Source organism: Streptomyces cinereospinus, from assembly GCF_042430725.1.
In the GTDB taxonomy this organism is placed as follows: Bacteria; Actinomycetota; Actinomycetes; order Streptomycetales; family Streptomycetaceae; genus Streptomyces; species Streptomyces cinereospinus.
On the sequence record NZ_JBHMCY010000027.1, the window covers coordinates 42,938 to 69,023 of the forward strand.

At 74.8% G+C, this 26,086-nt stretch carries 22 protein-coding genes; 10 read left to right on the forward strand and 12 right to left on the reverse strand.

Going from position 1 to position 26,086, the window contains the following annotated elements; translation table 11 throughout:
* Both ACFF45_RS16125 and trhA read right to left on the reverse strand, forming a co-directional pair.
* A complete protein-coding gene (locus tag ACFF45_RS16125; RefSeq protein ID WP_381346720.1) occupies positions 1 to 639 on the reverse strand; it encodes a TetR/AcrR family transcriptional regulator in 639 nt (212 codons plus the stop codon).
* A gap of 67 nt (positions 640 to 706) precedes the next feature.
* Entirely contained in the window at positions 707 to 1,420 is a 714-nt protein-coding gene (trhA, locus tag ACFF45_RS16130) for a PAQR family membrane homeostasis protein TrhA (RefSeq protein WP_381346721.1), read from the reverse strand.
* 323 nt (positions 1,421 to 1,743) lie between these two features.
* Here trhA and ACFF45_RS16135 point away from each other — a divergent pair, with 323 nt between their 5' ends.
* On the forward strand, positions 1,744 to 3,567 hold the full coding sequence (locus tag ACFF45_RS16135; RefSeq protein WP_381346722.1) for a phosphoenolpyruvate carboxykinase (GTP): 1,824 nt from the start codon (positions 1,744 to 1,746) through the stop codon (positions 3,565 to 3,567).
* Between the two features lie 120 nt (positions 3,568 to 3,687).
* On the opposite strand, the gene ACFF45_RS16140 is transcribed toward ACFF45_RS16135, so the two are convergent.
* The 6 genes from ACFF45_RS16140 to ACFF45_RS16165 form a co-directional block, all read right to left on the reverse strand.
* Positions 3,688 to 4,302 carry a hypothetical protein gene (locus ACFF45_RS16140; RefSeq protein WP_381346723.1) on the reverse strand — a complete coding sequence of 205 codons (615 nt, stop codon included), beginning with the start codon at positions 4,300 to 4,302 and terminating at the stop codon, positions 3,688 to 3,690.
* Complete coding sequence (locus tag ACFF45_RS16145; protein ID WP_381346724.1) at positions 4,289 to 5,827, reverse strand: substrate-binding and vWA domain-containing protein; 1,539 nt, start codon at positions 5,825 to 5,827, stop codon at positions 4,289 to 4,291. The genes ACFF45_RS16140 and ACFF45_RS16145 overlap by 14 nt, the downstream gene beginning before the upstream one ends.
* The gene (locus ACFF45_RS16150) at positions 5,824 to 7,035 is read right to left on the reverse strand and encodes a toxic anion resistance protein (protein ID WP_381346725.1); all 1,212 of its coding nucleotides are present in this window, start codon (positions 7,033 to 7,035) and stop codon (positions 5,824 to 5,826) included. Before ACFF45_RS16150 ends, ACFF45_RS16145 begins: the two co-directional genes overlap by 4 nt.
* Entirely contained in the window at positions 7,032 to 8,123 is a 1,092-nt protein-coding gene (locus tag ACFF45_RS16155) for a hypothetical protein (RefSeq protein ID WP_381346726.1), read from the reverse strand. Before ACFF45_RS16155 ends, ACFF45_RS16150 begins: the two co-directional genes overlap by 4 nt.
* A 256-nt stretch (positions 8,124 to 8,379) precedes the next feature.
* Positions 8,380 to 8,793, reverse strand: a complete 414-nt coding sequence (locus ACFF45_RS16160) for an SCO4983 family protein (RefSeq protein WP_381346727.1) — start codon at positions 8,791 to 8,793, stop codon at positions 8,380 to 8,382.
* 99 nt (positions 8,794 to 8,892) lie between these two features.
* Positions 8,893 to 10,104, reverse strand: a complete 1,212-nt coding sequence (locus ACFF45_RS16165; RefSeq protein ID WP_381346728.1) for a pyridoxal phosphate-dependent aminotransferase — start codon at positions 10,102 to 10,104, stop codon at positions 8,893 to 8,895.
* 125 nt (positions 10,105 to 10,229) lie between these two features.
* Here ACFF45_RS16165 and ACFF45_RS16170 point away from each other — a divergent pair, with 125 nt between their 5' ends.
* Entirely contained in the window at positions 10,230 to 10,856 is a 627-nt protein-coding gene (locus tag ACFF45_RS16170) for a hypothetical protein (protein WP_381346729.1), read from the forward strand.
* 19 nt (positions 10,857 to 10,875) lie between these two features.
* Here the strand turns inward: ACFF45_RS16170 and ACFF45_RS16175 are convergent, their stop codons facing one another.
* Positions 10,876 to 12,492: an N-acyl-D-amino-acid deacylase family protein gene (locus ACFF45_RS16175; RefSeq protein ID WP_381346730.1), complete on the reverse strand. Its 1,617-nt coding sequence runs from the start codon at positions 12,490 to 12,492 to the stop codon at positions 10,876 to 10,878.
* A gap of 10 nt (positions 12,493 to 12,502) precedes the next feature.
* Positions 12,503 to 13,789: an amino acid deaminase gene (locus ACFF45_RS16180; protein WP_381346731.1), complete on the reverse strand. Its 1,287-nt coding sequence runs from the start codon at positions 13,787 to 13,789 to the stop codon at positions 12,503 to 12,505.
* Positions 13,790 to 13,926: 137 nt separating this feature from the next.
* On the opposite strand from ACFF45_RS16180, the gene ACFF45_RS16185 reads away from it, so the two are divergent.
* Genes ACFF45_RS16185 through ACFF45_RS16195 form a run of 3 tightly spaced genes read left to right on the forward strand, consistent with a single transcriptional unit; the run spans position 13,927 to position 16,153 of the window.
* Complete coding sequence (locus ACFF45_RS16185; protein WP_381346732.1) at positions 13,927 to 14,988, forward strand: sugar kinase; 1,062 nt, start codon at positions 13,927 to 13,929, stop codon at positions 14,986 to 14,988.
* A complete protein-coding gene (locus ACFF45_RS16190; protein ID WP_381346733.1) occupies positions 14,985 to 15,746 on the forward strand; it encodes an IclR family transcriptional regulator in 762 nt (253 codons plus the stop codon). The genes ACFF45_RS16185 and ACFF45_RS16190 overlap by 4 nt, the downstream gene beginning before the upstream one ends.
* A complete protein-coding gene (locus tag ACFF45_RS16195) occupies positions 15,743 to 16,153 on the forward strand; it encodes a RidA family protein (RefSeq protein WP_381346734.1) in 411 nt (136 codons plus the stop codon). The genes ACFF45_RS16190 and ACFF45_RS16195 overlap by 4 nt, the downstream gene beginning before the upstream one ends.
* 286 nt (positions 16,154 to 16,439) lie before the next feature.
* Here the strand turns inward: ACFF45_RS16195 and ACFF45_RS16200 are convergent, their stop codons facing one another.
* A complete protein-coding gene (locus ACFF45_RS16200) occupies positions 16,440 to 17,801 on the reverse strand; it encodes a hypothetical protein (protein WP_381346735.1) in 1,362 nt (453 codons plus the stop codon).
* Positions 17,802 to 18,072: 271 nt separating this feature from the next.
* On the opposite strand from ACFF45_RS16200, the gene ACFF45_RS16205 reads away from it, so the two are divergent.
* Positions 18,073 to 20,802, forward strand: a complete 2,730-nt coding sequence (locus ACFF45_RS16205) for a CHAT domain-containing protein (protein ID WP_381346736.1) — start codon at positions 18,073 to 18,075, stop codon at positions 20,800 to 20,802.
* On the opposite strand, the gene ACFF45_RS16210 is transcribed toward ACFF45_RS16205, so the two are convergent.
* Complete coding sequence (locus ACFF45_RS16210; protein WP_381346737.1) at positions 20,783 to 22,717, reverse strand: caspase family protein; 1,935 nt, start codon at positions 22,715 to 22,717, stop codon at positions 20,783 to 20,785. The genes ACFF45_RS16205 and ACFF45_RS16210 overlap by 20 nt on opposite strands.
* A gap of 180 nt (positions 22,718 to 22,897) precedes the next feature.
* Here ACFF45_RS16210 and ACFF45_RS16215 point away from each other — a divergent pair, with 180 nt between their 5' ends.
* From ACFF45_RS16215 to ACFF45_RS16230, 4 genes are all read left to right on the forward strand, one after another.
* Positions 22,898 to 23,413, forward strand: coding sequence for a hypothetical protein (locus tag ACFF45_RS16215; protein ID WP_381346738.1), 516 nt, complete (start codon positions 22,898 to 22,900; stop codon positions 23,411 to 23,413).
* Between the two features lie 107 nt (positions 23,414 to 23,520).
* Positions 23,521 to 25,293, forward strand: coding sequence for a hypothetical protein (locus ACFF45_RS16220; RefSeq protein WP_381346739.1), 1,773 nt, complete (start codon positions 23,521 to 23,523; stop codon positions 25,291 to 25,293).
* A complete protein-coding gene (locus ACFF45_RS16225) occupies positions 25,290 to 25,514 on the forward strand; it encodes a hypothetical protein (protein WP_381346740.1) in 225 nt (74 codons plus the stop codon). Before ACFF45_RS16220 ends, ACFF45_RS16225 begins: the two co-directional genes overlap by 4 nt.
* Entirely contained in the window at positions 25,511 to 26,086 is a 576-nt protein-coding gene (locus ACFF45_RS16230; RefSeq protein ID WP_381346741.1) for a hypothetical protein, read from the forward strand. The genes ACFF45_RS16225 and ACFF45_RS16230 overlap by 4 nt, the downstream gene beginning before the upstream one ends.

Here is a 26,086-nt window from a genome sequence, read left to right on the forward strand (position 1 = left end):
TCAGTGGTTCTCCGCGCCGGAACCGCCGCCGCCGTGCGCGGTCAGGGCGCGGTCGGCCAGCTCGGCCAGGTCGCCGCGGAAGCCGGTGCGGGCCCAGTACTGGGCGACCTCCACCAGGGCGCCGGCCAGGCACGCGGTGAAGACCCGCACCTCCAGGCCGTCCGGGTCGCGGCCGGAGCGCTCGCCGACGGCCCGGGCGAGCAGGTGGCCGGTCTCCGACAGGCTCTGCAGCATCCGGGAGCGCACCGCGGGGATCTCCGCCGTCAGCCGGCACCGCAGCCGGGTGACCTCGGGCCGCTCGTCGGCGCCGGGGCCGATGGCCTGGCGCATGACGTGCCGCAGGGAGTCCTGCCAGGGCTCGTCCGCCGGGCGGGCCCGGAACGCGGCCAGCAGCGGCGGGCCGTCCGCGGCGCCGCCGAGCAGGACGATGTCCTCCTTGGTGGGGAAGTAGCGGAAGACGGTCGACGCGGACACCTCGGCGCGGTCGGCGATCTGCTCGATCGTCGTGGCGTCGTACCCCCGCTCCTCGATCAGCGCGTAGGCGGCGGCCCGGATCGCCTCCCGTGTCCTGGTCTTCTTCCGCTCGCGCAGCCCGGGCCGGGGGCGGGGCACGGGGGTGAGGGGCTGCGCGGCGGTCATGGGGTCATTATCGGCCATGCGCCCCGGGGTGACACCGGCTGTCGTCCGGGGCCGGCCGGCCCGGCGGCTACGCGTGCTGGTACGCCACCAGCGAGATCCCCACGTAGTGCACGATGAACGCGGCCAGCGTCAACGTGTGGAACACCTCGTGGAAGCCGAACCAGCGCGGTGAGGGGTTCGGCCGCTTGATGCCGTAGACGACGCCGCCCGCGCTGTAGAGCAGCCCGCCGACGATCACCAGGACCAGCACGGCGATGCCGCCGGTGCGCAGGAAGTCGGGCAGGAAGAAGACCGCCGCCCAGCCCATCGCGATGTAGCAGGGCGTGTACAGCCAGCGCGGGGCGCCCACCCACAGCACCCGGAAGAGGATGCCCGCCAGCGCGGCGGCCCAGATGCCCCACAGCAGCCAAAGGCCCTTGCTGCCCGGCAGGAGCAGCAGGGTCAGCGGGGTGTAGGTGCCGGCGATGATCAGGAAGATGTTGGAGTGGTCCAGCCGGCGCAGGATGCCGTCCATGCGCGGGCTCCAGGTGCCCCGGTGGTACAGCGCGCTCACGCCGAACAGCAGGCAGGCCGTGAGGGCGTAGATCCCGCAGGCCAGGCGGCCGCGTGCCGAGTCGGCCAGGGCGGTCAGCGTCAGCCCCGCGACCAGCACCGCCGGGAACATGCCGAGGTGCAGCCAGCCGCGGAGCTTGGGCTTGATCGGGTGCGGCAGGGAGAGCGCGCCGGAGATCCGGTCGGCGACCGGCGGGTCCGAGGGCGTGTCGGGGACGGACGCAGTCATGGGCGGAATCGTACCTACGGAACCGTAAGTTACGGATCAGGTCACCACGGGAGTGGCCATCATCTCACGGCAGTTGCCTCCGCGCCCCCCAAGAACCGGTCATCCGAACTCAACGTGTGCGCAAAGAAACGCAGAGGAACCCGCAGGTGAGTGGCCCTCCCCGCGCCGCTCAGGTGGGCGGCCCTCTGGACAAATGCGCACGCACCTCGGATGATCAAATGAGTGCGGTCGGCACCGGATGAGCGCCAAAGGGAGTGAGCGAAGCATCCGGGTCGCGGCCCCCACGGGGCAGACAGACAAAAATCCCTCATTTAGGAGCGATCGTGGCGCGCGACATCGCGGCTCCCCCTGTCATCCCGACCAACCACCAGGAACTGATCTCCTGGGTGAACGAGATCGCCGAACTGACCCAGCCGGACAGCGTGGTCTGGTGCGACGGATCCGAGGCCGAGTACGAGCGCCTGTGCGGGGAGCTCGTCGAGAAGGGCACCTTCCGCAAACTCGACCCGATCAAGCGCCCCCACTCCTACTACGCCGCGTCCGACCCGACCGACGTCGCCCGCGTCGAGGACCGGACCTTCATCTGCTCCGAGAAGGAGGAGGACGCCGGCCCGACCAACCACTGGAAGGACCCCGCCGAGATGCGGGAGGTCTTCGCCGGTGAGAACGGCATCTTCCGCGGCTCGATGAAGGGCCGGACGATGTACGTCGTCCCGTTCTGCATGGGCCCGCTCGGCTCGGACCTCTCCGCGGTCGGCGTCGAGATCACCGACTCCGCCTACGTGGCCGTCTCCATGCGCACCATGACCCGCATGGGACAGCCCGTCCTGGACGAACTCGGCACCGACGGCTTCTTCGTGCGTGCCGTGCACACGCTCGGAGCGCCGCTGGAGGAGGGGCAGCAGGACGTGCCGTGGCCCTGCAACAGCACCAAGTACATCTCCCACTTCCCCGAGACCCGCGAGATCTGGTCCTACGGCTCCGGCTACGGCGGCAACGCCCTGCTGGGCAAGAAGTGCTACGCGCTGCGCATCGCGTCCGTGATGGCCCGCGACGAGGGCTGGCTGGCCGAGCACATGCTGGTCCTGAAGCTCACCCCGCCGCAGGGTGAGCCCAAGTACGTCGCCGCCGCCTTCCCGTCCGCCTGCGGCAAGACCAACCTCGCCATGCTGGAGCCCACGGTCTCCGGCTGGACGGTCGAGACGATCGGCGACGACATCGCCTGGATGCGTTTCGGCGAGGACGGCCGCCTGTACGCGATCAACCCCGAGGCGGGCTTCTTCGGCGTCGCGCCGGGCACCGGCGAGCACACCAACGCCAACGCGATGAAGACGCTGTGGGGCAACTCCGTCTTCACCAACGTCGCCCTCACCGACGACAACGACGTCTGGTGGGAGGGCATGACGGAGGAGACCCCCGCCCACCTCACGGACTGGAAGGGCAACGACTGGACGCCCGAGTCGGGCATCCCGGCCGCCCACCCCAACGCCCGCTTCACCGTCCCGGCCGCGCAGTGCCCGATCATCGCGCCCGAGTGGGAGGACCCCAGGGGCGTGCCGATCTCCGCGATCCTCTTCGGCGGGCGGCGCGCCACCGCCGTGCCGCTGGTGACGGAGTCCTTCGACTGGAACCACGGCGTCTTCCTCGGCGCCAACGTGGCCAGCGAGAAGACCGCCGCCGCCGAGGGCAAGGTCGGCGAGCTGCGCCGCGACCCGTTCGCGATGCTGCCGTTCTGCGGCTACAACATGGGCGACTACATGGGCCACTGGATCGACGTCGCCAAGGGCAAGGACCCCGAGAAGCTGCCCAGGATCTACTACGTCAACTGGTTCCGCAAGAACGACGAGGGCGCGTTCGTCTGGCCCGGCTTCGGTGAGAACAGCCGCGTGCTGAAGTGGATCGTGGAGCGCCTGGAGGGCCGGGCCGGGGGCGTCGAGACGCCGATCGGCATCCTGCCGACCAAGGAGGCCCTGGACACCGACGGCCTGGACCTGGCCGACGAGGACCTGGACTTCCTGCTCACCGTCGACAAGGAGGTGTGGCGCGAGGAGGCCGCGCTCGTCCCCGGGCACCTCGGCACCTTCGGCGACCACACGCCCAAGGAGCTGTGGGACGAGTACCACGCCCTGGTGCGCCGCCTGGGCTGACGCACCCACCGGATTCCGCGGGCCGGTCCAGCCGGCACTGCCCTGGACAGCAGTGTCGTCACGGCCGGCCGCGGTACGGCACGGCGGGCCCCGCACGACGGCGTGCGGGGCCCGCGCCCGTCACCGGTTGCGGTCCTCCAGGTACCGGGTGTGCGACTCCTGCCGGCGCGCCTCCGTTTCGCGCAGGGCCGTGGCCAGGCGCTGCGCCTCCTCGTGCAACAGCGCCAGCTGCCGTTCCAGGTGCCGCTCCGGAGGCTCCTGCCCCGGCGTCATCCGGTGCCACCACCGGGTGCGGACGAAGGCGTCGACGGCCTCGGGGACGTCCTGCCGCACGGCCCGGGACAGCGCGTGCACCCCCTCGGCGTCCTGCGCCAGCACCGCGGCGACCCAGCCGGGCTCCAGCAGCGCCCGCAGCAGCCCGGTCAGCTCGGTGAGCCGCGCGGTCGCGGCGGACGGCAGCTCCACGTCCGCGAGGTAGGCCTCCAGCCGCTCGAAGTCGCCGCGCACCTCGTCCAGCTGGGCGGACGGATCCGGGAAGTCGGGCAGCGCCGGCCGCTCGGGCGGCGCGATCAGCGCGCCCGCGCCGTACAGCCCCACGACCACGACCGGCCAGTACGGGCCCGCCACCGAGGTGAACGTCAGCACCAGCCCCACGAGTCCGCAGGCGCAGCCGGTGAGGTTCTTGCGCGACTCCAGGTACGCCAGCACCTTGCCGCCCCCGTCACTGATAGCCACGGATCTCCTCGAAGGCGCCGTCCAGGGAGCCCCGCTGGGCGTCGAAGAGGCGGCCGCCGGTCAGCTCGGCGATGCGTTCCAGCTCGGAGCGGTCCGAGTCGCCGAAGAGGATCGGGAAGACGGGGATGTCGCGCTGCCCGCCGGTGAGCGAGCCGTGGAACGCCTCGAAGGCCTGGGCGGTCACGCCGGCGGTGTTCTCGCCGTCCGTCATCAGCACGATCGAGGTGAACGCGTCCTCGCCGGAGCCCAGATGCCCGTACGCCTTCTCCAGCGAGGTGTAGATCGCCGTGTCGCCCGCGGCCTCCAGCTCCCGGGTGTCCCGCCGGATGGCGTCGAGGCCGGACTGGGGGTCCGCCGGGTCCACCACATGGGTGCGCACGCTCTTCACGTCCGACCCGAACGGCATCAGCGTCACCTCCTCGCGGTCCCGGAAGTCCTCGGTCAGCCCGGTGAGCGCCGACTTCAGCCGGTCCAGCCGGTCGCCCCGCATGGATCCGGAGGTGTCCAGGACGTACACCGTGCGCGACGGGCGGCGCAACTCGTTCTCGTAGGAGTCCAGCAGCCCCTCGGCGACGGACCGGCTGGCCGGGAAGGGCAGTTCGCGCCGCCGGGTGGGGTCCAGGCCGGTCGCGGGGGGCACGGAGACGACGACCGGGCGGCGGAAGGTGCGCTCGGTGATGGCGCGCTGGATCTCCGGGGTGCGCAGGGCCTCGGCGAGGCGGCGTACGTCCTCGCGGGCGGTGGCCCGGGCGGCGGCGAGGGAGGAGAGCGGGTAGTCGGCGGTGACCACGCCGTCCGTGGGGCGGATCACCGTCAGGTCCGGGATGCCCTTGAGGACCGACTCGTAGTTGAGCAGCGCGTCGACGGTGCCGCGCCGCGTGTAGGCGGAGGCCAGCCAGCCCGAGGAGCCGGAGGTCAGCTCCTGCCCGCTGAAGAACTCCCGCAGCCGCGGGGCCGCCTCGCGCACGTCGGCGTCGGTCAGCGCCGACTGGGCGCCGGAGAGGGCGGAGGCGACGGAGACCAGGGTGGAGAAACCGGAGTTGGAGCGGGCCGGGTCGGTCATGCCGTACGTCAGCTCGCCGTCCCGCACGGCCTGTTCGACCTGGGACCAGGTGACGTCCCCGGACTCCCAGCCGAGGGCCCGCACGGTGGCCGGCCGGACCCCGATGGCCACCGGACTCGTCATGATCGGCGTCTCCGACACGACCTTCTTCCGCACCTCCGGGCGCAGCCGCAGATAGTCGTTGGAGGCCAGCCACACCGCGTCGTACGCCTGGTCCGCCTTGTCCTGCGCCAGCAGGTCGACGGCGTCCAGGGTGCCCATGTAGGTGGCCCGGACGGTGATGCCGGTCCGCTCGCGGACCTGTTCCAGGACGGGGGCCATGTCGCTCAGCTCGCTGGAGGCGAGCACGCGCAGGGTGCCGGGGGTGTAGGCGGTGGGGTCGTCGTCGGGGGTGTCCTGCCCGGTGCAGGCGGACAGCGCGGTGAGGGCGGCGAGCGCGAGGGCGGCGATCCGGCGTCTCATGCCCGGCCTCCGTCCAGGGCGTCCTGCGCGCGGCTGCGTTCCAGATGGGCACCGGCGCTGCGCAGTTCGGCGGTCAGCGACTCGACCGTGGCGGCCATCGCCTCGGTGGCCTGCACCTTGTAGGTGTCGATGGCGTCGAGCGTGCGGTAGATCTGCTGGAAGGCGGTCCGCAGGGTCTCCGCGCCGACCGCCGGGTCGGCGGCGATCCGCTGGATCTCGCCGGACTGCGTGGCGAGCATCTCCGCGTTGCCCCGGATCAGGTCCTCGGTGGTGCCGCGCAGGGCGTTGACCTGGTCGACGACCTTCTTCTGGTGGTCCAGGGCGGAGGCCAGCATGACGGAGATGCGCAGCGCCGAGACGGTGGTCGTGGCGGCCCGGTCGACGCCCTTGATCAGCTCCTCGTTGTTGCGGCGTACGACGTCCATGGCGAGGTAGCCCTGGGCGCACACCGCGAGCTGGGTGAGCAGGTCCTGGTGCTTCTGCCGGACGGGGAAGAGCACGTCCGCGCGGAGGGTGTCGGCCTGCTGGGGGTCGGCGGCCCGGCCGACGTGGTCCTCGACCGCGCTGTCCAGGGCCTCGGTCAGCACCACGTACTCCTGGAGCTTGCCCATGGTCTCCCACAGCCGGACCCGCTCGGTCTGCAGCGCGGCGTTGTCGCGCCGCAGCTCGTCCTGCCCGCCGCGCAGCGCCCCCACGATCTTGTTCAGCGTCCCCTGCGCGGAGGCGTACTTGGCGACGTGGTCGCGCAGCCTGTTGCCGCCGGGCAGCCGGGACAGGAACGTGCGCCCCCGGGACGCGGGCAGGTCGCGCGGGTCGAGGTCCTCGACCACCCGCCGCAGCTCCACCAGCGACCCGGCGACCTTCGCCTGGGCGTCGCCGCCCTTGCCGGGCAGACTGCGCACGGTCCGCTCCAGCATGCGGTTGGACTGCGCGGCCGCGGTGCGCATCTCGCCCGCGCCGAGCGCGGTGATCTCGCCGACCTTGCCGGCGAACTCGGGGGAGCGGGCGTCGAGGGCGGCGAGCCCGGCGACGTAGTCGGCCGCCTTGCGGGCCATCTCCGTACGGACGCCGTCGTCGACGGGGACGAGCCCGCCGGCCTTCTCGCGCGGGACCGGCGCGACCGGCTCGGGCGGGGTGAGACTGAAGGAGTCGTCGCGGCCGGCGCTGATGTTCTGGCTGGCGCTGTGGCCGAGGCCGTAGTCGCTCATGTGGCTGTTCCCCCCTGTCCGCGGGCCCGGCGCGCCATCTCCTGCAACACCTCGGAGGTGGGCACGGGCGCCTGGCGCACGGTCAGCTTCTGCATCAGGTAGTCGGTGAGGTCGGCGGTGGCGGCGGTGAACTCGGCGGTGGCGCCCTGCGGACGGAACCCGTGCCGCACGGCCAGCTTGCGCAGCACCGGGTCGGTGGTGAGCAGCCGGCCGAGCTCGCGGCCGTCCTCGGTCAGCGGCACCACGGTGTGGTCGCTGGTGGCGGTGGTGTCCGGGTAGAGGACGGTCAGGTCGTCGACGCCCTGGCCCTGCGCCAGCAGGGCGGCCACCTGCGACTCGTAGACCAGGACCAGCGGGTTGCCGGCCCCGCTGATGAAGTCCCGGAAGGCGCCGTCCGAGCTGGACTGCTGGGCGCCCTGCACGACGACCAGCTTGCGCAGCAGCGGCGCGGTGCGCCGGACGTCGGCGTCGCTCGCGACCACGTTGCCGTCGTTGTCGACGCAGGACGCGGCGGCGAGGTAGAGGGCGCCGGAGTTGGAGGTGGCGGGATCGGTACTGGCGATGTAGAGCGTGCCGCGCAACTCGCCGTACCCGTCCGCCCCCTTGAGCTGCTGCCAGGTGCGGTCGTCCCGGGCGGCGTCGAGGTAGGCCTCCATCCGCAGGGTGCCGCGGTGCGGTGCGTCGAGCGTGACGAGCCCGTTGGCCTCCAGCACCTCGGCGGCGTTGCGGTGCGCGATGACGACCAGCGGCGAGTAGAAGGGGCGGGGCAGCGGCTGCTGCGCCCGGTACTTGTCGGCCAGCGCGTAGGCGGGCGCCGTGCTGGACGGGAAGGCGAAGTCGTAGCCCTTCAGGTCCAGGTCCTCCATGGCCCACGACCCGGACGGCTCCGCCCGCACGGTGTAGCCCTTGGCGGCAAGGGCGTCCACCACCTGGGGATCGGCGAAGAACTCCGTCTTCTCCGACCCGACCACGCCACGCACGGTCTTCGTTGCCGTGCCCTGGTCCCCGTTGTCCCGGCCTGCCACGACGGCCGCCACCACGCCGCCGATCAGCAACACCGCGAGGACGATGCCTGCGATTCGTCTCACGCCGGGAGCGTGCTCCCGGAACCCAACGTTCCCTGCCGTCCGGGGTGAACGGGGGGTGACTTGAAGGTCCCGGTACGCAACGACCTCCCCAGGGGCGCGGGGAACCGCGCGACCAGCCCCTCACGAAACGGAAAGGCGCAGGGCCCCGCGGCGGGAGGAGAGGGAACGGCGGGCGCACGCGGTGCGGTGGCGCCCGGTCCGCGCGTCGCTGCGGGTGCACGCGGACCGGGGCCGTACGGGGGAGCCCCGGTCGGGCTCAGCGGGCGGCGAGTTCCCGGGGGCCGAGACGGGCCGCGTGGGCGTCCATCCGCTCGGCCGTCAGGATCGCCGCCGCCGTGTCCGCCCGGGACGCGGCGACCACCAGCGCCCGGCCGGCCAGGGTGTGGGCGCGCCGGTGCAGGGCGGTGAGGTGCGGGCCGGCGGCCGCGGTCGCCGGGGTGCGGGCCGGCGGACGGCCTCCCCGCAGCCGGGCGACCTGCTCCGCGAGGCGGACGGCGGCGGTGTCCAGGTCGTCGGACGGAGCCCGTGCGCGCAGCTCGTCGGTGACGGCGAGCAGCGCCGCGAGGTGCCCCGCGAGCTGGATGTCCAGCTCTTCCTCGCGTGAGCGGTGGGGGAAGTCGGAGGTGCCGGCCATCGTGTGGACCGACTTGGCGCGGATCGGTTCGTACATGGGATGGCCTCCTGTACTTGGCAGAAGCCATCCTACATTGGATTTCGTCTAAAGTTGAGCCGTGGCGACCGAGCCCGGCGGGTCCGCGCCGCGCGGGCCTCAGAACTGGCCGTATCCGTCCAGGAAGGTGCCGATCCGCTCGATCGCGTCCCGCAGGTCGCCGGCCGTCGGCAGGGTGACCACCCGGAAGTGGTCCGGCTCCGTCCAGTTGAAGCCGGTGCCGTGCACGACCATGATCTTCTCCTGCCGGAGCAGGTCCAGCACCAGCCGGCGGTCGTCCTTGATCTTGTAGACCTTGGGGTCCAGCCGGGGGAAGAGGTAGAGGGCGCCCCTGGGGCGGACGCACGTCACCCCCGGGATCCGCGTCAGCATCTCGTAGGCGACGTCCATCTGCTCCCGCAGCCGGCCGCCCGGCAGCACCAGGTCGTTGATCGACTGGCGTCCGCTGAGGGCCGCGACCACGCCGTGCTGCCCGGGCATGTTCGCGCACAGGCGCATGTTCGCCAGGATCGTCAGGCCCTCGATGTAGGAGTCGGCGTGCGCGCGCGGGCCGGAGACCGACACCCACCCGACCCGGTAGCCGGCCACCCGGTACGCCTTCGACATGCCGTTGAAGGTGAGGGTGAGCAGGTCGGGCGCGACGGCCGCGGTCGGGACGTGCCGGGCGCCGTCGTACAGGATCTTGTCGTAGATCTCGTCCGAGCAGACCAGCAGGTTGTGCCGGCGGGCGATGTCGGTCAGGCCCTTGAGCACCGCCTCGTCGTAGACCGCGCCGGTCGGGTTGTTCGGGTTGATGATCACGATCGCCTTGGTGCGGTCGGTGACCTTGCGCTCGACGTCGGCGAGGTCCGGCATCCAGTCGGACTGCTCGTCGCAGCGGTAGTGGACGGCCGTGCCGCCGGACAGGGACACCGCGGCCGTCCACAGCGGGTAGTCCGGCGCCGGTACGAGGACCTCGTCGCCGTCGTCCAGCAGGCCCTGCATCGCCATGGTGATCAGCTCGGAGACGCCGTTGCCGATGAAGACGTGCTCCACGTCCGTCTCGATGCCGAGCGTCTGGTTGTGCATGACGACCGCCCGGCGCGCGGCCAGCAGGCCCTTGGCGTCGCCGTAGCCGTGGGCCGTGGAGACGTTGCGGAGGATGTCCTCCAGGATCTCCGGCGGGCACTCGAAGCCGAAGGCGGCCGGGTTCCCGGTGTTCAGCTTCAGGATGCGGTGACCGGCCGCTTCCAGGCGCATCGCCTCCTCGAGCACCGGGCCCCGGATCTCGTAACAGACGTTGGCGAGCTTGGTCGACTGGATCACCTGCATGCCTGGGAGCTTACGGCCGTGTGCCGCGTCGCGGCTCGTGCTTTCCGCCACATGAGACGTCGGGTTTGGGTGGGTGTGTGCCTCCGCTGTCCCTGACCTCGGGCCAGCCCTTAGGATGCGTGGCCATGTCAGAGCCCCCCAGAACGGGTGAATCCCAGGGTCCGCCGTTCGTGTACCAGCCGCAGCTGCGGCCGGACCAGATACCCGCCTACGAGGAGTACGCCGACCCGGCGGCCGCACACGGCTGGCAGAACGCCTACGACGAGACGCGCGAGCTGCCGCCGGTGGCGCCCCCGGGGCCCCGCCGGTCCCGGCGCAAGCCCGGTTCCTGGCGGCAGCGGCGGGTGGCGGTGGCCGCCGGCGCGGTGGGCGCGGTGGGCGCGGCGGCGCTGATCGCCGGGTTCTCCTTCTCCGGGTCGTCCTCCGGGGGCGCCGTGCAGGGCGAGCGGGAGCGGACGAGCCCGGCCGCGGACGACCCCGGGCCGGTGACGCCGTCCCGCGCGGCGACGGATGACGGCGGCGGTCCGGCCACGGCGCCCGCCGCCGCGAGCAGCCCCGCCCCCGGCACCTCCGCCGCGGCCCCGGGCCCGTCGGCGAGCGGCGGCACCGCCTCGTCGGCCCCCACCGCGGAGGCGTCCACGACGGCACCCCCGCCGGCTCCGGCCGCCACCGGGACCCTTGCCGGCGACGGGTCGGGGGACGGCGACGGCCACCCGGGACGCGGGCACGGCGGGGACAAGCGGCCCAGGTAGCCGGCGGCGCGGGCGGGGCTCAGGCCGGGACGGGCGTCCGGCGCACCGCCCGCCCCGCCAGCACGTCGGTGCGCCGGCCGTCCTCGATCACGAAACGGCCGTCGACCAGCACGTGCGGGAGGCCTGTCGGGAGCGTGCGCGGCCGGTCGAAGGTGGCGCCCGCGGCGACCGTCGCCGGGTCGAAGAGCACCAGGTCGGCCCGGTACCCCTCACGGACCAGGCCCCGGTCCGGCAGCCGCAGCCGGGCCGCCGGGCGGGCGGTGAGACGGGCGACGCACTCCTCCAGCGACAGCACCCCCAGCTCCCGCACGTACCGGCCGAGATAGTGCGGGAAGGTGCCGTACGCGCGCGGGTGCGGCTTGGCGCCCCGCAGGATGCCGTCCGAGCCGCCCGTGTGCGCACGGTGGCGCATGATCGCCCGGACGTTCTCCTCGTGCCCGACGTGCTGGAGGACCGTCGGTCCCAGCCGGTCCTCGACCAGCAGCCGCCGTGCGGTGACCCAGGGGGCCTCGCCGCGCCGGGCCGCCGAGTCCTCGACCGTCCGGCCGACGTACTCGCGCAGGGCCGGGCCGGTCACGCCGGAGATCTCGACGGTGTCCCACTCGACCGGGACGCCGTGGCAGCCGTCGGCGCCGGTCACCTCCAGGTCGCGGCGGATCCGCTCGGCGGTGGCGTCGTCCGTGAGCCGCCGCAGGGTCTCCTCGGGGCCGCCCTCGCTCGCCCAGCTCGGCAGCAGCGCCACCAGGGTGGTGCAGCCCGGGGTGTAGGGGTAGGTGTCCAGGCTGATGTCCGCCCCGGCCGCGAGGGCGTCGTCCAGCAGGGCGAGCAGCTCGGGGGCGCGGCCCCGGTTGACGCCGAAGTTCAGGGTGGCGTGGGCGAGGTGCAGCGGGCAGCCGGCCTCCCGGGCCAGGGCGACCGTCTCCGCGTACGCCCGGAGGGCCCCGGCCCCGTACGAGCGGTGGTGCGGGCAGTAGTAGCCGCCGTACCCGGCCACCACCCGGCACAGCTCGGTCAGCTCGGCGTCCGCGGCGTACATGCCGGGCGGGTAGGTGAGCCCGGACGACATCCCGACCGCGCCCTGCTCCAGGCCCTCCGCCACCAGCCGGCGCATCCGGTCCAGCTCGTCCGGCGTGGCCGGCCGGTCCTCCCAGCCCACGACCAGCGCCCGGACCGTCCCCTGCGGGACGAGGTAGGCCGCGTTGACCGCCACGCCCCGGTCCAGCCGGTCCAGGTACCCGCCCACCGAACGCCAGTCGAAGTCGATGTCGTCGCCGTACCCGTTCCAGCCGGTGATCGCGCGGCGGACCTCGGCGAGGGTGCGGTCGTCGACGGGCGCGTACGACAGCCCGTCCTGGCCGACGACCTCCAGGGTCACGCCCTGCGCGGCCTTCGCGCTGTGGTCGGGGTCGCGCAGCAGGGCGAGGTCGCTGTGGGCGTGCATGTCGATGAAGCCGGGGGAGAGGACCAGGCCCTCCGCGTCCAGCTCCCGCATGGCGGTGGGGCGCTGGCAGCCCGCCGCGGCCGCCTCCTTGACGATCGACACGATCCGGCCGTCGTCCACCACCACGTCGGCGCGGTACGCGGGTCCGCCGCTGCCGTCGACGACGTCCGCGTCACGGATGACGAGGTCTGCCATGCCGGGCCTCCTAGAAGAACGTGCGGACGTAGTCGACGACCGTGCCGTCCGCCTCCGCCACGGGGATCAGCTGCCACTTGTCGAACGACGTGCACGGATGGGACAGCCCCATGCCGAGCCAGTCCCCGACGTCGAGGTCCGCCTCCGGAGCGGTGCGCAGCCAGCCGTGCTGGTCGGACAGCGCGGTGACCTCGATGCCGGCCGCCGGGCGCTCGGCGCCGTCCCGGCGCACCACCTGGGCGACGGGCAGGCCGAGGTCGTACGCCGCGTCCCGCTTGCCCGCGTTGACGAAGGCCTGCTCCCGCGAGGGCCGCGACACCACCTGCGCCCACAGGCGGAAGGCGGGCTCCAGCGCGCCCTCCCCGGCGACCCGGGCGAACGGGGTCAGCTCGCGGTAGTGGCCGTCGTCGTGCGAGACGTAGGCGCCGGAGCGCAGCAGCTTCAGCACCGGCGCGCTCAGCCGGGGAATCTCCGCGAACACGTCCGCCACCGCGTCGAACCAGGCGCTGCCGCCCGCGCTGACCACGATCTCGTCCACGCCCCGGAACCGCCCCGCCCGGTCGAACTCCGCCGCCAGCGCCACCAGCCGGCGCAGCCACGCGCGCACCCGGCCGGGGTCGGCCTCGGGCACCTCGCCCTCGTAGCCCGCGACGCCGGCCAGGCGCAGGGCCGGCGCGGCGGCCACCGCGTCGGCGACGGCCGCGCACTCGGCCCCGGTGCGGACGCCGGTGCGGGCGCCGTCGCCGGCGGCCAGTTCGACCACGACGTCCAGCGGCCGGCCGGTGCCGCGCAGCGCCGCGTCCATCAGCTCCACGCCGCGCACCGAGTCGACGTAGCAGACCAGGGCGAAGGCGGGGTCGGCGGCCAGTTCGCCGGCGATCCAGCGCAGGGCGGCCGCGTCCACCAGCTCGTTCGCCAGGAAGATCCGCCGGACACCGAACGCCCGCGCCACCCGCACCTGGTGCGGCACGGCGAGCGTGACGCCCCAGGCGCCGTGCTCGGCCTGCCGCCGGAACAGCTGCGGGGCCATGGTGGTCTTGCCGTGCGGGGCGAAGGCGAGCCCGTGGCGGTCGGTGTACGCCGCCATGAGCCGCAGGTTGTGCTCCAGGTGCTCGGCGGAGAGCGCGAGGACCGGGGTGGTGAAGCCGCCGGTGAAGAGGTTGCGGCGCTGGGCGGCGAGCTCGCCGACGGTCAGGCCGCCGGCGTCGGGCGGGAGGCCCTTGAAGCGGTGGTCGACGCGTTCCTCGGCGAGGCGGGCGAGCGCTTCGGTGGCGGTGGGGCCGGGGTCGAGAGCCATGGATCTCCCTGATCTGGCGCGTTGCGATATATGCAACATATATTGCGCATGTCGCTCACTGCTGTCTAACATCTCGGCCAACGCGGGGTCAACGGAGCCGCCCTGACCCGCGACACCGACGGAGAGTCCTGACCATCGTGACCGCCACCGGCCCTTGCGCCGCCCCCGGCGTCGTGGACGTCGTCGCGCTCGGCGAGTCCATGGTCACGTTCCTGCCCACCCGGCCGGGCCGCCTGGCCGACGTCCCGTCCTTCGACCGCGGCATCGGCGGCGCGGAGTCCAACGTGGCGTGCGTGCTGGCGGCCGCCGGGCACACCGCCCGGTGGGTCGGCAGCGTGGGCGCGGACGGCTTCGGCGACCACCTGGTCGAGGCGATCGGTGCGTACGGCGTCGACGTGTCGGCCGTCCGCCGCGACCCCGCCCGGCCCACCGGCGTCTACTTCCGCACGGCCGGGGACCGGGCCACCGACGCCCACGAGGTGGCGTACTACCGGGCCGGCTCGGCGGCGTCCGCGATGGCCGTGGACAACGTGGACCCGGCCGCCGTACGGGCGGGCCGCGTCCTGCACCTGTCCGGCATCACGGCCGCCCTGTCGGCCGGCTGCCTGCGGCTGCTGCGCGCGCTGACCGCGCCCGCCGCCGGGCGCCCGCTGGTGTCGTTCGACGTCAACCACCGGCCCGGGCTGTGGCGGGACGCCGACGGGGCGCGGGTGCTGCTGGACCTGGCGCGCGGCGCGGACCTGGTCTTCGTCGGCGAGGACGAGGCCGAGGCGGCCTGGGGGCTGACGGGCGGGCCCGGGGCGGTCCGGGAGCTGCTCCCCGAGCCCGCCACGCTCGTGGTGAAGCAGGGCGCCGCGGGAGCCACCGTGTTCGCGCGGGAGGCATCCGGCCGGCCGGGCCCCGTCACCGAACCCACACCCCGCGTCGACGTCGTCGCCCCCGTCGGCGCCGGGGACGCCTTCGCCGCCGGGTTCCTCTCCGGCACGCTGCGCGGGCTGCCGCCGCGCGCACGGCTGCGGCACGGGCACCTGTGGGCCGCCGCCGCGCTCACCGTCCCCGGCGACCTCGCCGTACCGCCGTCCCGGGACCACGCCGACCGGCTGGCCGCCCTGGACGGCGACGCGTGGGGGAGACTTCGACTCGGCCCCGGCTGGACGCACGCCGTTGATCGGGCCCTGGAGGAGGTACGGACGCCATGAGCCAGACCGTCGACCGCGCGCTGAGCATCCTGCCGCTGCTCGCCGAGGGGCCCGCCGGCCTCGGGCAGGTCGCCGACCGCCTCGGCGTGCACAAGTCCACCGCGCTGCGCCTGCTGCGCACCCTCCACGAACACGGCTTCGTCTACCGCCAGTCCGACCAGCGCTACCGCCTCGGCGCCCGGCTCTTCGCGCTCGCCCAGGAGGCGATGGAGAACCTCGACATCCGCGAGGTCGCCCACCCCCACCTGGTGCGGCTGAACGAGCAGTGCGGACACACCGTGCACCTCGCGGTGTACGAGGAGAACGAGGTCCTCTACCTCGACAAGGTGGAGAGCCGCTACCCGGTGCGGATGTACTCGCGGATCGGCAAGCCGGTCGCCATCACGGTCGCCGCCGTGGCCAAGCTGCTCCTCGCCGACCTCCCCGAGCCCGAGCGCCGCGCCCTGGCGGAGAAGCTCGACTACCCCCTGTACACGGCCCGTTCGACACCCGGCCCCGAGGCCTTCCTCCGGGAGCTGGCCAAGGTGCGCGAACAGGGCTGGGCCACCGACCTCGGTGGCCACGAGGAGTCCATCAACTGCGTCGCCGCCCCCATCCGCGGCGCCGACGGCCGGGTCGTCGCCGCGATGTCGGTGTCCGCGCCCAACGTCGTCGTCACCCGCGACGAACTCCTCACCCTGCTCCCGCTGGTCCGCCGCACCGCGGACGCCGTCAGCGGCGAGTACTCCGGCAGGACCCCGACGAAAGAGCCGGCATGACCGCGAAGACCGCCCTGACCCCCGCCACCCACACCGTCCCGCCCGCGACGTTCTCCCACGGGGTGAGGAAGGGCAACATCCTCCAGGTCGCCGGCCAGGTCGGCTTCCTGCCCCACGAGGAGGGCAAGGCGCCCACCCCGGCCGGCCCGGCCCTGCGCGAGCAGACCCTCCAGACCCTCGCCAATGTCGGGGCGATCCTCGAAGAGGGCGGCGCCACCTGGGACGACGTGATGATGATCCGCGTCTACCTGACGGACGTGGACCACTTCGCCGAGATGAACGAGATCTACGACGCCTACTTCGAGGAGCAGGGCCTCACCCAGCCCCCGGCCGCGCGGACCACCGTCTACGTGGGGCTGCCCGCCGGGCTCCTCATCGAGATCGACGCCCTCGCCGTCCTGGGCTGAGAAACCCCCGGCCCCTTGGACCGTGTGCCGTGGTGACGACGGCGGGCATCGTGGCCCCGCTGCTCGCCGAGGGCGATCACCCGCAGGGCTTCGTGGCCCCGGTCGTCACCTCGGCACGGCCGAGGGCCGCGCGTGGCTGAACGCGGTGCTGCTGCCCTGCCACGTCCAGCTCGCCCCGTGCGGCCGGAAACCGGCCGTGACCCAAGCCCGCCCCGTGCGGCCGGAAACCGGCCGCCATCCCGGAAAGCCCGCCCCCGTGCGGCCGGAAACCGGCCGTGACCCAAGCTCACCCCGTGCGGCCGGAAACCGGCCGCCATCCCGGACAGCCCGCCCCCGTGCGGCCGGAAACCGGCCGTGACCCCGGAAAGCCCGCGCCGTGACCGCTGACGACACCCAGGACCTGATCGACGAGCTGCGCGCACGGCGCGAGGAGACCCTCGACGCCCTCGCCGCGACCGCCTCCGACGACCCGGACGCGCCCACCCTGTGCGCGCTGGCCGGCGAGCTGAGCTACCGGCTGCACGTCCTGACGGACGACCCCGGCGACCTGGAGCTGGCCGCCCAGGCGTTCGAGCTGGCCTTCGGCAGGCCCGGCGACGACCCGGACTGGGGGGCCTGGCGCGTGGCGTTCGGGCACGTCCGGGCCCTGCAGTACGACATCGAGCCGCGCGCCGAACTCGTCGACGTGATCTGGGAGCTGCTCACCGAGGGCACCGCCGCACTGCCCCCCGACGACCCCGACCGCGCCTTCGTGCGGGACCTGGGCGCGCGGCTGCTCGCGGCCTGCGCCAGACAGCGCTACGCGCAGTGCGAGGGACCCGCCCGGCAGCGCCTGGACCTGCTCGACGAGGCGCTGCGCCGGCACGAGACGGCCGCCGCGACGCTGGAGCCGGGCAGCCGGGACGCGGTCGACCTGGCCGAGGCGCGCGGCTTCCTGTACCTGGAGCGGTGCGAGCTGGACCGGGTGCCGGCGGACGCCGCGGCCGCCGCCGCCCACTACCGGTCCGTGCTCGACGCCGCGCTGCCCACCAGCGATCTGCCGCTGGTCCGCTACAGCCACGGCCTCGCCCTCATGGTGCACGGCAGGGTCACCGCCGACCGGGCCGCGCTGGAGCAGGCCCGCGAGGAGTTCGGCACCGCGCTGCTGGAGGCCCGGCAGCGCACCGGCCACGAGCCGCCCTGGGCGTGGGAGGCGGGGATCCGCAGCGCCTTCGTCCGCTTCCTGCTCTGGGCCAGCTGGAAGGACCAGGCGCAGGCCGCCGCGGCCGAGGTCGAGCTGAACGGACTGCTCGCCGGCCCCGAGGACGTGCAGCGGCTCACCCCGGTGTTCCTCGACAGCTTCGGGCGGCTGCTGTACGAGCGGGCGAGCGCGCGGGGCGACGCGCCGGGCCGGGACCGGGCGATCGGGCTGATCCGGCGGGCGGTCGACATCTGGGAGCCCGAACGGGACGGGCTGGTCACCATCACCGCGTTCTTCCTCGGGATGTTCCAGCAGAGCCGCTACCGGGACGACCCCGACCCGCGGCGGCTGCACGACGTCGCCGAGGCCGCCGCGCTGGTCCTGGAGGACGAGAGCCTCGCCGGCGGCCTGCGCAAGGTCGCCCGGGCGATGGGCGGCTGGGCCTGGCTGACCCTGGAACAGGACCACGGCATCACCCCCGGCTCCCCGGAGGACGTCCCCGAGGCGCTGCGCCCGGCCGGCGCCCCCGAGACCTACCTCGGCCTGCTCGACGACCTGGAGGGCGGCATCGGCTCGCTGAACTTCGGCGACACCGACGACGACTTCCCCCGGCATCTTCAAGAGCCTGGGCGGGGCCGGCGCGGCCGCGGAGGCGTGGGGCAAGGGGTACGCGTACTTCACCAGCCGGCAGCAGACGTCCGAGCGCGCCTACCTCGCCCTGAACCTGCTGTCCCACGGAATGCTGCTCGACCCGCACGGCACGCTCGTCACCGAGGCGCAGAAGACGGAACTCATCGACACCGTCCTGGCGTACGGGCAGGACGACCCCGAGTGGCAGCGCAAGGCGCACGCCGTCGTTGCCCAGGCCCGGCTGCGCGGCGAACTCAGCGGCTCCGGCCGCGGCATGGACGCCGTCCTCGACCACCTGGCGCGCGCCGACGCGGCGGCGGGTCTCACCCGCGGCGCCGAGGACGGGGCCGGGGCGGGCCCGGCGGGCGGCACCGACGACCGGCTCGGGCACGGCATCGACCTGGCCCGGCTCGCCGCCATGAGCCACCGGGGGCAGACCGCCGGGGCCCACGACGACCTGGAGACCGCCGGCGAGATGTGGCGCCAGCTGCGCGACAGCCCCGCCCTCTCGCCCTACCAGCGCCGCGTGATGGGCGCCCAGCAGGCCGGGTTCGACGCCCAGGCCGCCGCCCAGCGCGGCGACCTCGCCGCCACCGACGCGCACCTCGCCGAACTGCTCGCGGTGCACGCGGAGCTGGAGCCGGACGACGTCACCCGCCTCGAACTGTGGACGATGGCGGAGAACGCCCGCTCCGCCCGCGACCGCCTCGCCCAGGAGCTGGGTGCCCCGCCCGCGCCCCCGCTCACCGGCCGCTCCACGGTCGCCGCACTGCGCCGGGCCGCCCGCGGGCTGCCGCGCGACCACCGGGCCTGGGTGCTCGGCGACAACGGCGTCAACCGCTTCATGCGGGCCGGGCAGAGCGGCGACCCGGTCGCCGTCGGCGAGGCGATGGAGCTGATCCAGGAGGCGTACGACCTGGTCGACGACGGAAGCGACAGCAAGCTGCGGTACGGCTACTGCCTCGGCGTCGGCCACTGCGGGCTGGCCGGGACACAGCACCTGCCCACGGCCCGCGACCGCCACCTCGCCCGGGGCATCGCCCTGCTGGAGGACGCCCTGCGCACCGCCGGCGGCCCCGAGCACCGGCTCTACGCGAGCGCCGGGCTCGCCCTCGGCCGCGCCTACCGCACCCGCGGCGAGCTGCGCCGCGACGACAAGGGCCGGGGCCGCCGCACCGGCCTGGACGCGCTGCGCGGGCACGCCTGGGCGGCGCTGGTGCAGTCCGGTACCCAGCACGCCGCGCAGGCCGTGGCCATGGCGACCACGACGGCGCTGGAGGTCGCCGGCTGGTGCCTGCGCGACCACGCCCTGGACGAGGCCGTCCAGGCCCTCGACGCCTGCCGCGGCCTGCTGCTGCACGCCGCGACCACCTCCCGCACGGTGCCCGAGCGGCTGCTGGCGGCGGGGCACGAGGCGCTGGCCGCGGAGTGGCGTGCGGCGGGCCTGGCCACCGCGCCCGCCGACCCGCTCACCGCGGCGCGGGCGCCGATGTCCGTGCCGAGCGCGCTGCGCCGCCGGGTGCTGGCCGCCCTCACCGGCTCGGACGCCACCCAGGACCGCCTGCTCGACCCGCCGGGTCCGGACGAGATCGCCACCGCCCTGCGCACCCTGCGCAAGGACGCCCTGGTCTACCTGGTCCCCGCCGGCGACGACACGCCGGGCACCGCCGTCGTCGTCACCTCCACCGGCGCCGTCCACTGCGTGCCGCTGCCGACGCTCACGGAGGACGCGCCCGCGCTGCGCGCCTACGCCGGCGCCCCGCACGCCGACGCCGCACGGCTCGCGCAGGACGCCCGCGACGGGGCGCCGTCCGGGGCGGCGGCCCGGGTGGACGAGCGTGTGCTCGGCCCGGTCCCCGGCTGGTCCGGCGCCCGGCCGGACCAGCCGTCCCTGCGGGAACGGCTGGACCGGCTGTGCGGCTGGGCCTGGTACGCCGGGACGCGCCCGCTGCTCGACGTGTTCGCCACCCGCACCGGGCGGCCGCCCCGGCTGGTCCTGGTCCCGATGGGCACCCTCGGCCTGGTCCCCTGGCACGCCGCCTGGGCGCAGGGCCCGGACGGGCGGCGCCGCTACGCCCTGCACGAGGCGGAGATCTCGTACGCCGCCTCCGCCCGCCTGCTGTGCGACGTGGCGGCCCGTCCCGGAGCCGCCCACCGGGGCGCCGCGCTGGTCGTCGGCAACCCCACCGGGGACCTGCGCTGGGCCGGTGCGGAGGCCGACGCCGTGCAGCGGGCGTTCTACCCGCGCGGCCGGTTCCTCGGGCGGCGCGAGAGCGGCGGCGCCGACGGGCCCGGCACCCCGCGGGAGGTGCTGTCCTGGCTGACCGGCACGGACGGGGACGGCCCCGGTGAGGAGGGTGCCGTGCTGCACCTCGCCTGCCATGCCTCCATCGCCCGCACCGCCCGCCGGACCGCGCACCTGTCCCTGCACGACGGTGAGCTGGCGGCCGAGGAGCTCACCGAGGCGGTCGCCGGGGCGGGCCGGGACCGGCTCGGCCTGGTGGTGCTGGCGGCCTGCCGCAGCCATGTGTCGGGACGCGGCCACAACGAGGCGTACAGCCTGGCGACCGCGTTCCTGGTGGCCGGCGCGCGCTCGGTGATCGGCTCGCTGTGGCCGGTGCCGGACGACGCGACCTCGGTGCTCATGTTCCTGACCCACCACTTCCTGCGCACCGAGGGCGAGCCGCCCGCCAGGGCGCTGCGCCGGGCCCAGCTGTGGATGCTGGACCCGGCCCGCGAATTGCCGGCCGGGCTGCCCGCCCGGCTCGCCGAGCGGGCCGCGCGCGTCGACCCCGACGACCTGAGCGCCTGGGCCGGGTTCACGCACCTAGGCCAGTAGGCGGCACCACCGTGCGCAGGGCGATCGTCCGGGTCGCCCAGCGCCCGGGCGTGCCCGCCGCGACCGGCCCGGCCTCGCGCGTCCCGGCGGGCGCGCGAAACCGCAGGACGCCGGTGGCCGCCGGATCGCCGGCGGCCGCGCGGCCGCCGGGCGCGTCCGGGTCCCAGGCCGGCATCCGGAACGGCGCCGTGCTCAGCTCGCTCTCCGCGACGATCAGTTTCAGCCAGTCCCGGCACTCCGCGCCGGGTACCGCGGCCCGGCCGGCGGGCAGCGACAGCTGCACGGGGTCGCCGTCCAGGGCGTACCCCGTGCGGCCCGGGCCGATGACGTGGCCGGGGAAGAGCGCCGGGTCGGCGGCGTAGCGGTCGGTGAGGTCGAGCAGCACGCACCACAGCGAGCGGTGCGGGGAGCGGTTGTGCAGCCGGATCGACACCCACGGCTCGCGCGGCCCGGGCGTGCCCGGCGGGGCGTAGCGGCTGACCAGGTCGCCGCTGCCGTCCGGCACCAGCGGCCCGCCGTCGGCCGCGTCCCACGGGACGACCTCCACCTGCACGAGGTTGTCCAGCACCGAGGGCCGGGAGGTGAGGTCGCGCAGCCGGTGCCAGCGGGCGAGGTGGTCCAGGCAGTCCACCACGCGCCGGGCGGCGCCGTCCCCCGTGAAGGGCAGCGGGTCCACGAAGTCCGTCCCGTCCCGGCCCAGCACGCGCGCGCGGTCCCCGTGCACCGCCACCCGGAAGTGCACATCGCCGTGGTCCTCGGGCCGGTCGACGAGCCGCAGCAAGGGCGCGGGGCCGCCGCCGGGGCCGTGCGTGTCCAGCGCGGCCCGCAGCGGGCCGGCCGCGGGACCGCCGGGCACGCTCACCGTCGCGGGCGGGGTCGCCAGCGCGGTCAGGCTCACCGGGTACACCCGTCCGGGATCGGGCGTCCAGCCGGCCGGCGCCACCAGCGTCCGGTCGGCCCGCACCGAGCGGGCCCGCAGCACCGCGCCCGGCGGCGCGTCCGCCGCCCCGACCACGCCGAACTCCGTGCCCTCGGCGCCCGCCCCGTCCCGCAGGCCGTGACCGGTGCCGCAGTCCACCTCCCAGCCGTCCGCCGCGTACCGCAGCAGATGCTCACCGGCCGGCTCCGCCACCGCGCCCCCGAGGAACGGCAGGTCGGCCGCCCCGCCCGGCGTCTGCGGGAACAGCACCGGCCGCTGCCGCCCGCCGGAGCGCCGTACGCGCGCGCCGGCCGCGGACAGCAACTGCCGGTAGGTGGCGTCGGGGCCCGCCGCGCGCACCGCGTCCAGCAGGGCGTACGTGAACGCCCCGTGCCGCCGGCCGCCGTAGTGGCCCTCGTACGACAGCTCGTCGAGCCGGCTGGCCGCCAGCAGCACGTGCCGGGCGGGGCCCTGCGGCGGCGTGGCCTGCCTCCCGGCCGGCACCGCCCACCGCGGCCGCGGCGGCGCGTACCGCGCCGTCAGGCCCCCGGGCAGGCCGTCCCGGCTGGCGCCCCCGGAGTAGCAGCAGTCCAGCACCGCCACCACGTGGGCGCCGCGGGCCGCGACCGCGTCGAGCAGGGCGCCGAGCCGCTTGTCGGGCAGCGGGCCGTCCGCGCACACCAGCGCCTGGTTGAACCCGGTGGCCTCGACCAGTAGGTCGGGTCCCGTGGCCAGCTGCTGCGTGCCGTGCCCGGAGAACCAGAACAACGCCGTGTCCCCGGGCCCGGCCGCCCCCAGGAACGTCCGGATCCCGTCCTCGACCGCCGCCACCGTCGCCGCGCCGTCCAGCACGGTCCGCGTCCGGGCGCCGCCCGCGGTGCGGTCGGTCACCAGCCGGTGCGCCTCGGTGACGTCGTTGACGCAGCCTTTCAGGGGCGGTGCGACCGCGGACGGATAGTCGTTGATGCCCGCCATGAACGTGTGGATCGACCCCATGCCGGGCAGTCTGTCAGCCCGCCCGGGCCGAGACGTGAGTGACATGGGCGGCGACGGGGCGCATCCGGGGCGGGAACCGGTTCTCCGGGTGCCAAGTGGCCATTTGCCGTCGCACTATTGACCACACGTCACTAGGCTTCATCTCTCGCCATCGCTCATGCACATCAGCTCGGGGGACACATGGGCCACTTGGAGCGGCCACGGCGCATCGTGCAGCCCGGCGGCGCCGGGACACCGCCGTCCGCCTCGTCGGACGCCCTGCGGCGCACGGACCGGGGCCCGGCCGCCGGAACCCGCCGCACCGTCGGTGCGCCCGGCCCCGCCGCACCGTTGCGCCGCGAGCGCCTCGCCCCCCGCCCGCGAGGACTGCGCGACGCCGTCGGCCGGCTCGACGCGGGCCTCGACGAGCCCGCCCGCCGGCAGCTCGCCGCGTGGATCGGCGAGGAGTACCGGGCCCACTACGGGGAGGTCCCGCTCGGCTTCTTCGCCCGCTGCCACCTCGGCCCGCCCTACGTGGACCACCAGCTCAACCTCTTCCAGGTGATCATCCGCCACTTCGCCCCGTCCGACGCGGTGCCCGAGCCGTTCGCGGGCGCCCGGATGCTGGTGCGCTCCGGCGGCTACGCGTTCGTGGAGGTCTACTCCGGCGGACTGCTGCTGCCGGTCCTGGACGACGGGACCGTCGTCCGCCCCTGACGCCCCGCGGCGCGTGCCAGCCCCACGTGCCAGACCCACGTGCCAGACCCACGTGCCAGAACCACGTGCCAGAACCACGTGCCAGAACCATGTGATCGGAGAACCGCATGTCCGAGGTGGACTACGCCCTGCACCAGAAGGTGCAGCAGGTCAGCAACCTCGTGGTCCGGCTCAGCGAGCAGGTCGGTTCCGTTTCCGGCCAGGTCTCCGCCGTCGAGGCCAACCAGCAGCAGACCCGCACCGAACTCCAGCAGCTGCGCGACGAGTTCCTCGCCTTCGTCAAGACCGCCCAGCTCACCGCCAACGTGCAGCGCGCCGAGACCCGGATCGGTGTGATCCAGGACCAGGTCGACCACGAGTTCGGCCACCACAAGACGGTGCGGCGCACCGCGGTCGGCATGCTCCAGGCCTTCGACCTCGGCCTCGTCTCCGAGGAGAACGTCCGCGCGGTCGGCGACCAGCTGATGATCCAGACGCCCCGCTACTGGCTGGCGCCCGCCCTGGTCGCCCTCGCCTCCTGGTCCGCCGACGACCGGTCGCTGTGCGAACGGGCCGTCGAGGAGGCCTTCCGGCGCTCACCCGACCGCACCTCGCTCTTCTTCGCGCTGGTGCTGCGCCGCCAGGACCGCCGGGAGGCGGCCGTGCGCTGGCTGCGGCACTACCTGCTCGCGCAGGACCCGGCGGCGCTCGGCCGGGAGTTCGCCGTCATCCTGGAGTCCATCGCCCAGGGCGCCTTCGGGCTCGCCGGCCGCGAGCTGCTGCACTCCACCCTGGCCGGCTGGCGCGCCCGGCTGATGGACAGCGCCGACGGCCAGCAGCGGCAGATCGACCGCTGGCGCGAGGAGATCGACTCCCTCGCCCAGCCCTCCGCGGCGCCCGAGTTCCCGCGTCTGGCCCAGGTCAGCCCGCAGTGGCCGCAGCTGGACGCCGTGCTCGGCCGGGCCCGCGCCCACCAGGTCGTGCTCGACCGGTACCGGGCCGTCATGGGACGCGAGTTCCAGCCCTCCGAGCGGCTGGAGGACGCGGTCGACGACATCCTCGACCGGCTGGTCTCCGAGTACGACACCGAGGAGCTGCCGCTCCGCCGCGACCTGGCGTTCCACCACGCGGTGATCGACCACGGCGGCGACCTCGACGCCGCCCGCGCGGCCGCCGACGCGGACTCCGCCTCGTACGACGAGAGCCTCGACTACCTGACGGTGCAGACCACCGCCGCCCTCAACCCGGCGGCCATCGGCGCCTCGCCCGCCACCCAGCGGCTCTCCGTGGCCGCCTGCCAGGAGTGGTTCCTCCAGGCGCACGCCGGGTTCACCCGCGACTACCGGGCGGCCGTCCCGCAGGACGTGCAGGCGCAGTTCGGCACCGCGTACACGGTCGCCGCGCAGACCTTCCGGCTGCCGCCCTGGACGGGCTCCTTCACCCGCCCGCTGCCCGAGCTGGAAGGCGCGCTCGCCGCCCACTGGGACCGGCACACGGAGCCGTTCGTCGCGGCCTACGCCTATCCCTGGGGCAAGAAGTCGAAGCCGCTCGCCCTCACCGTCCTCGGCATCCTGGTGGTCGTCGGCACCTTCTCCTTCCCGGCCGCCCTGGTGATCGCGCTGCTCGTCGGCGGTGCCTGGGGGCTCGTGCTGAACAACGCCGCCCGGGCCGCGGCCCGCCTGCGGGACAACGCCCGGCAGCTGCTCCAGCAGGCCAAGCAGGAGTCCGTGCACCACCTGCGGGCCGCCTCCGCCGAACTCACCGACTGGAACGCCAAGTTCCGCGCCGCCGACGCCGTCGAGCCGCGGTGCCGGGGGTTCATCACCTCCCTCACCACCGCCACCAGCGGCGGCTCCCCGTTCGAGGGCCGCACCGTAGCCAAGGAGGACACCGCCTCATGAGCACCCCGCCCGGTTCCGCCCCGGCGGCCCCGCCCTCACCCCGCAGGCCCCCGGGCGACCCCCAGTACGCCACCCCCGGCAGCTCCCCCTGGGGCGCCACCCGCCGGCCCGCCGGGGAGCGCGCCACCAGCAGGGTCCGCAAGATCGCCGAGGGGCTGCCCGACTGGGAGCCCCTGCCGCCCGGCGAGACGGTCGTGCGCAGGCCGGGCGGCACGGTGTGACGGCGTACACCTACTGGGGGCACGGCGGCCCCTACGAGACCTGGGTCGACTTCCTGCGCCGCTGGGCCGCCGCCGAACCCGCCGACCCGGCCGCCCTGCCGGCCCTGTCCCAGGACGACTTCCCCGGCGAGACCTGGGAGCGCTTCGCGCTCCACCTCGGCGACGCCCTCGACGCCCGCCTCACGTCCTGGAACGAGCGACTCGCCCGGGCCCTGTCGGCGGCCTCCGACGAGTTCTCGGCGGGCCGCGCCCTGGCCCAGGCGCGGACGGGCCTGCGGGAGGTGCGCGCCCTGGCGGGCCACCCGGGCCTGCCCGGGACGCTCCGCACGCGGTTCACCGACCTCGTCGACTCCCAGATCACCGACCTCCAGCGCCAGATCGAACGCAACCTGGACCACCTGGCGGCGGCGAACGGCGCTGACCTGCGCTGGATCGAAGGACGCAGACGCACGATCCGCGACAACGCCCTGACGGCGGCGAGCACGCCGACGGCGGACCCCTGGTCGCAGGCCCACACCGGGAACCGCCCCCGCCGCAGGGTCGTGCCGGACCGCACCGACCGACCGTCCTGA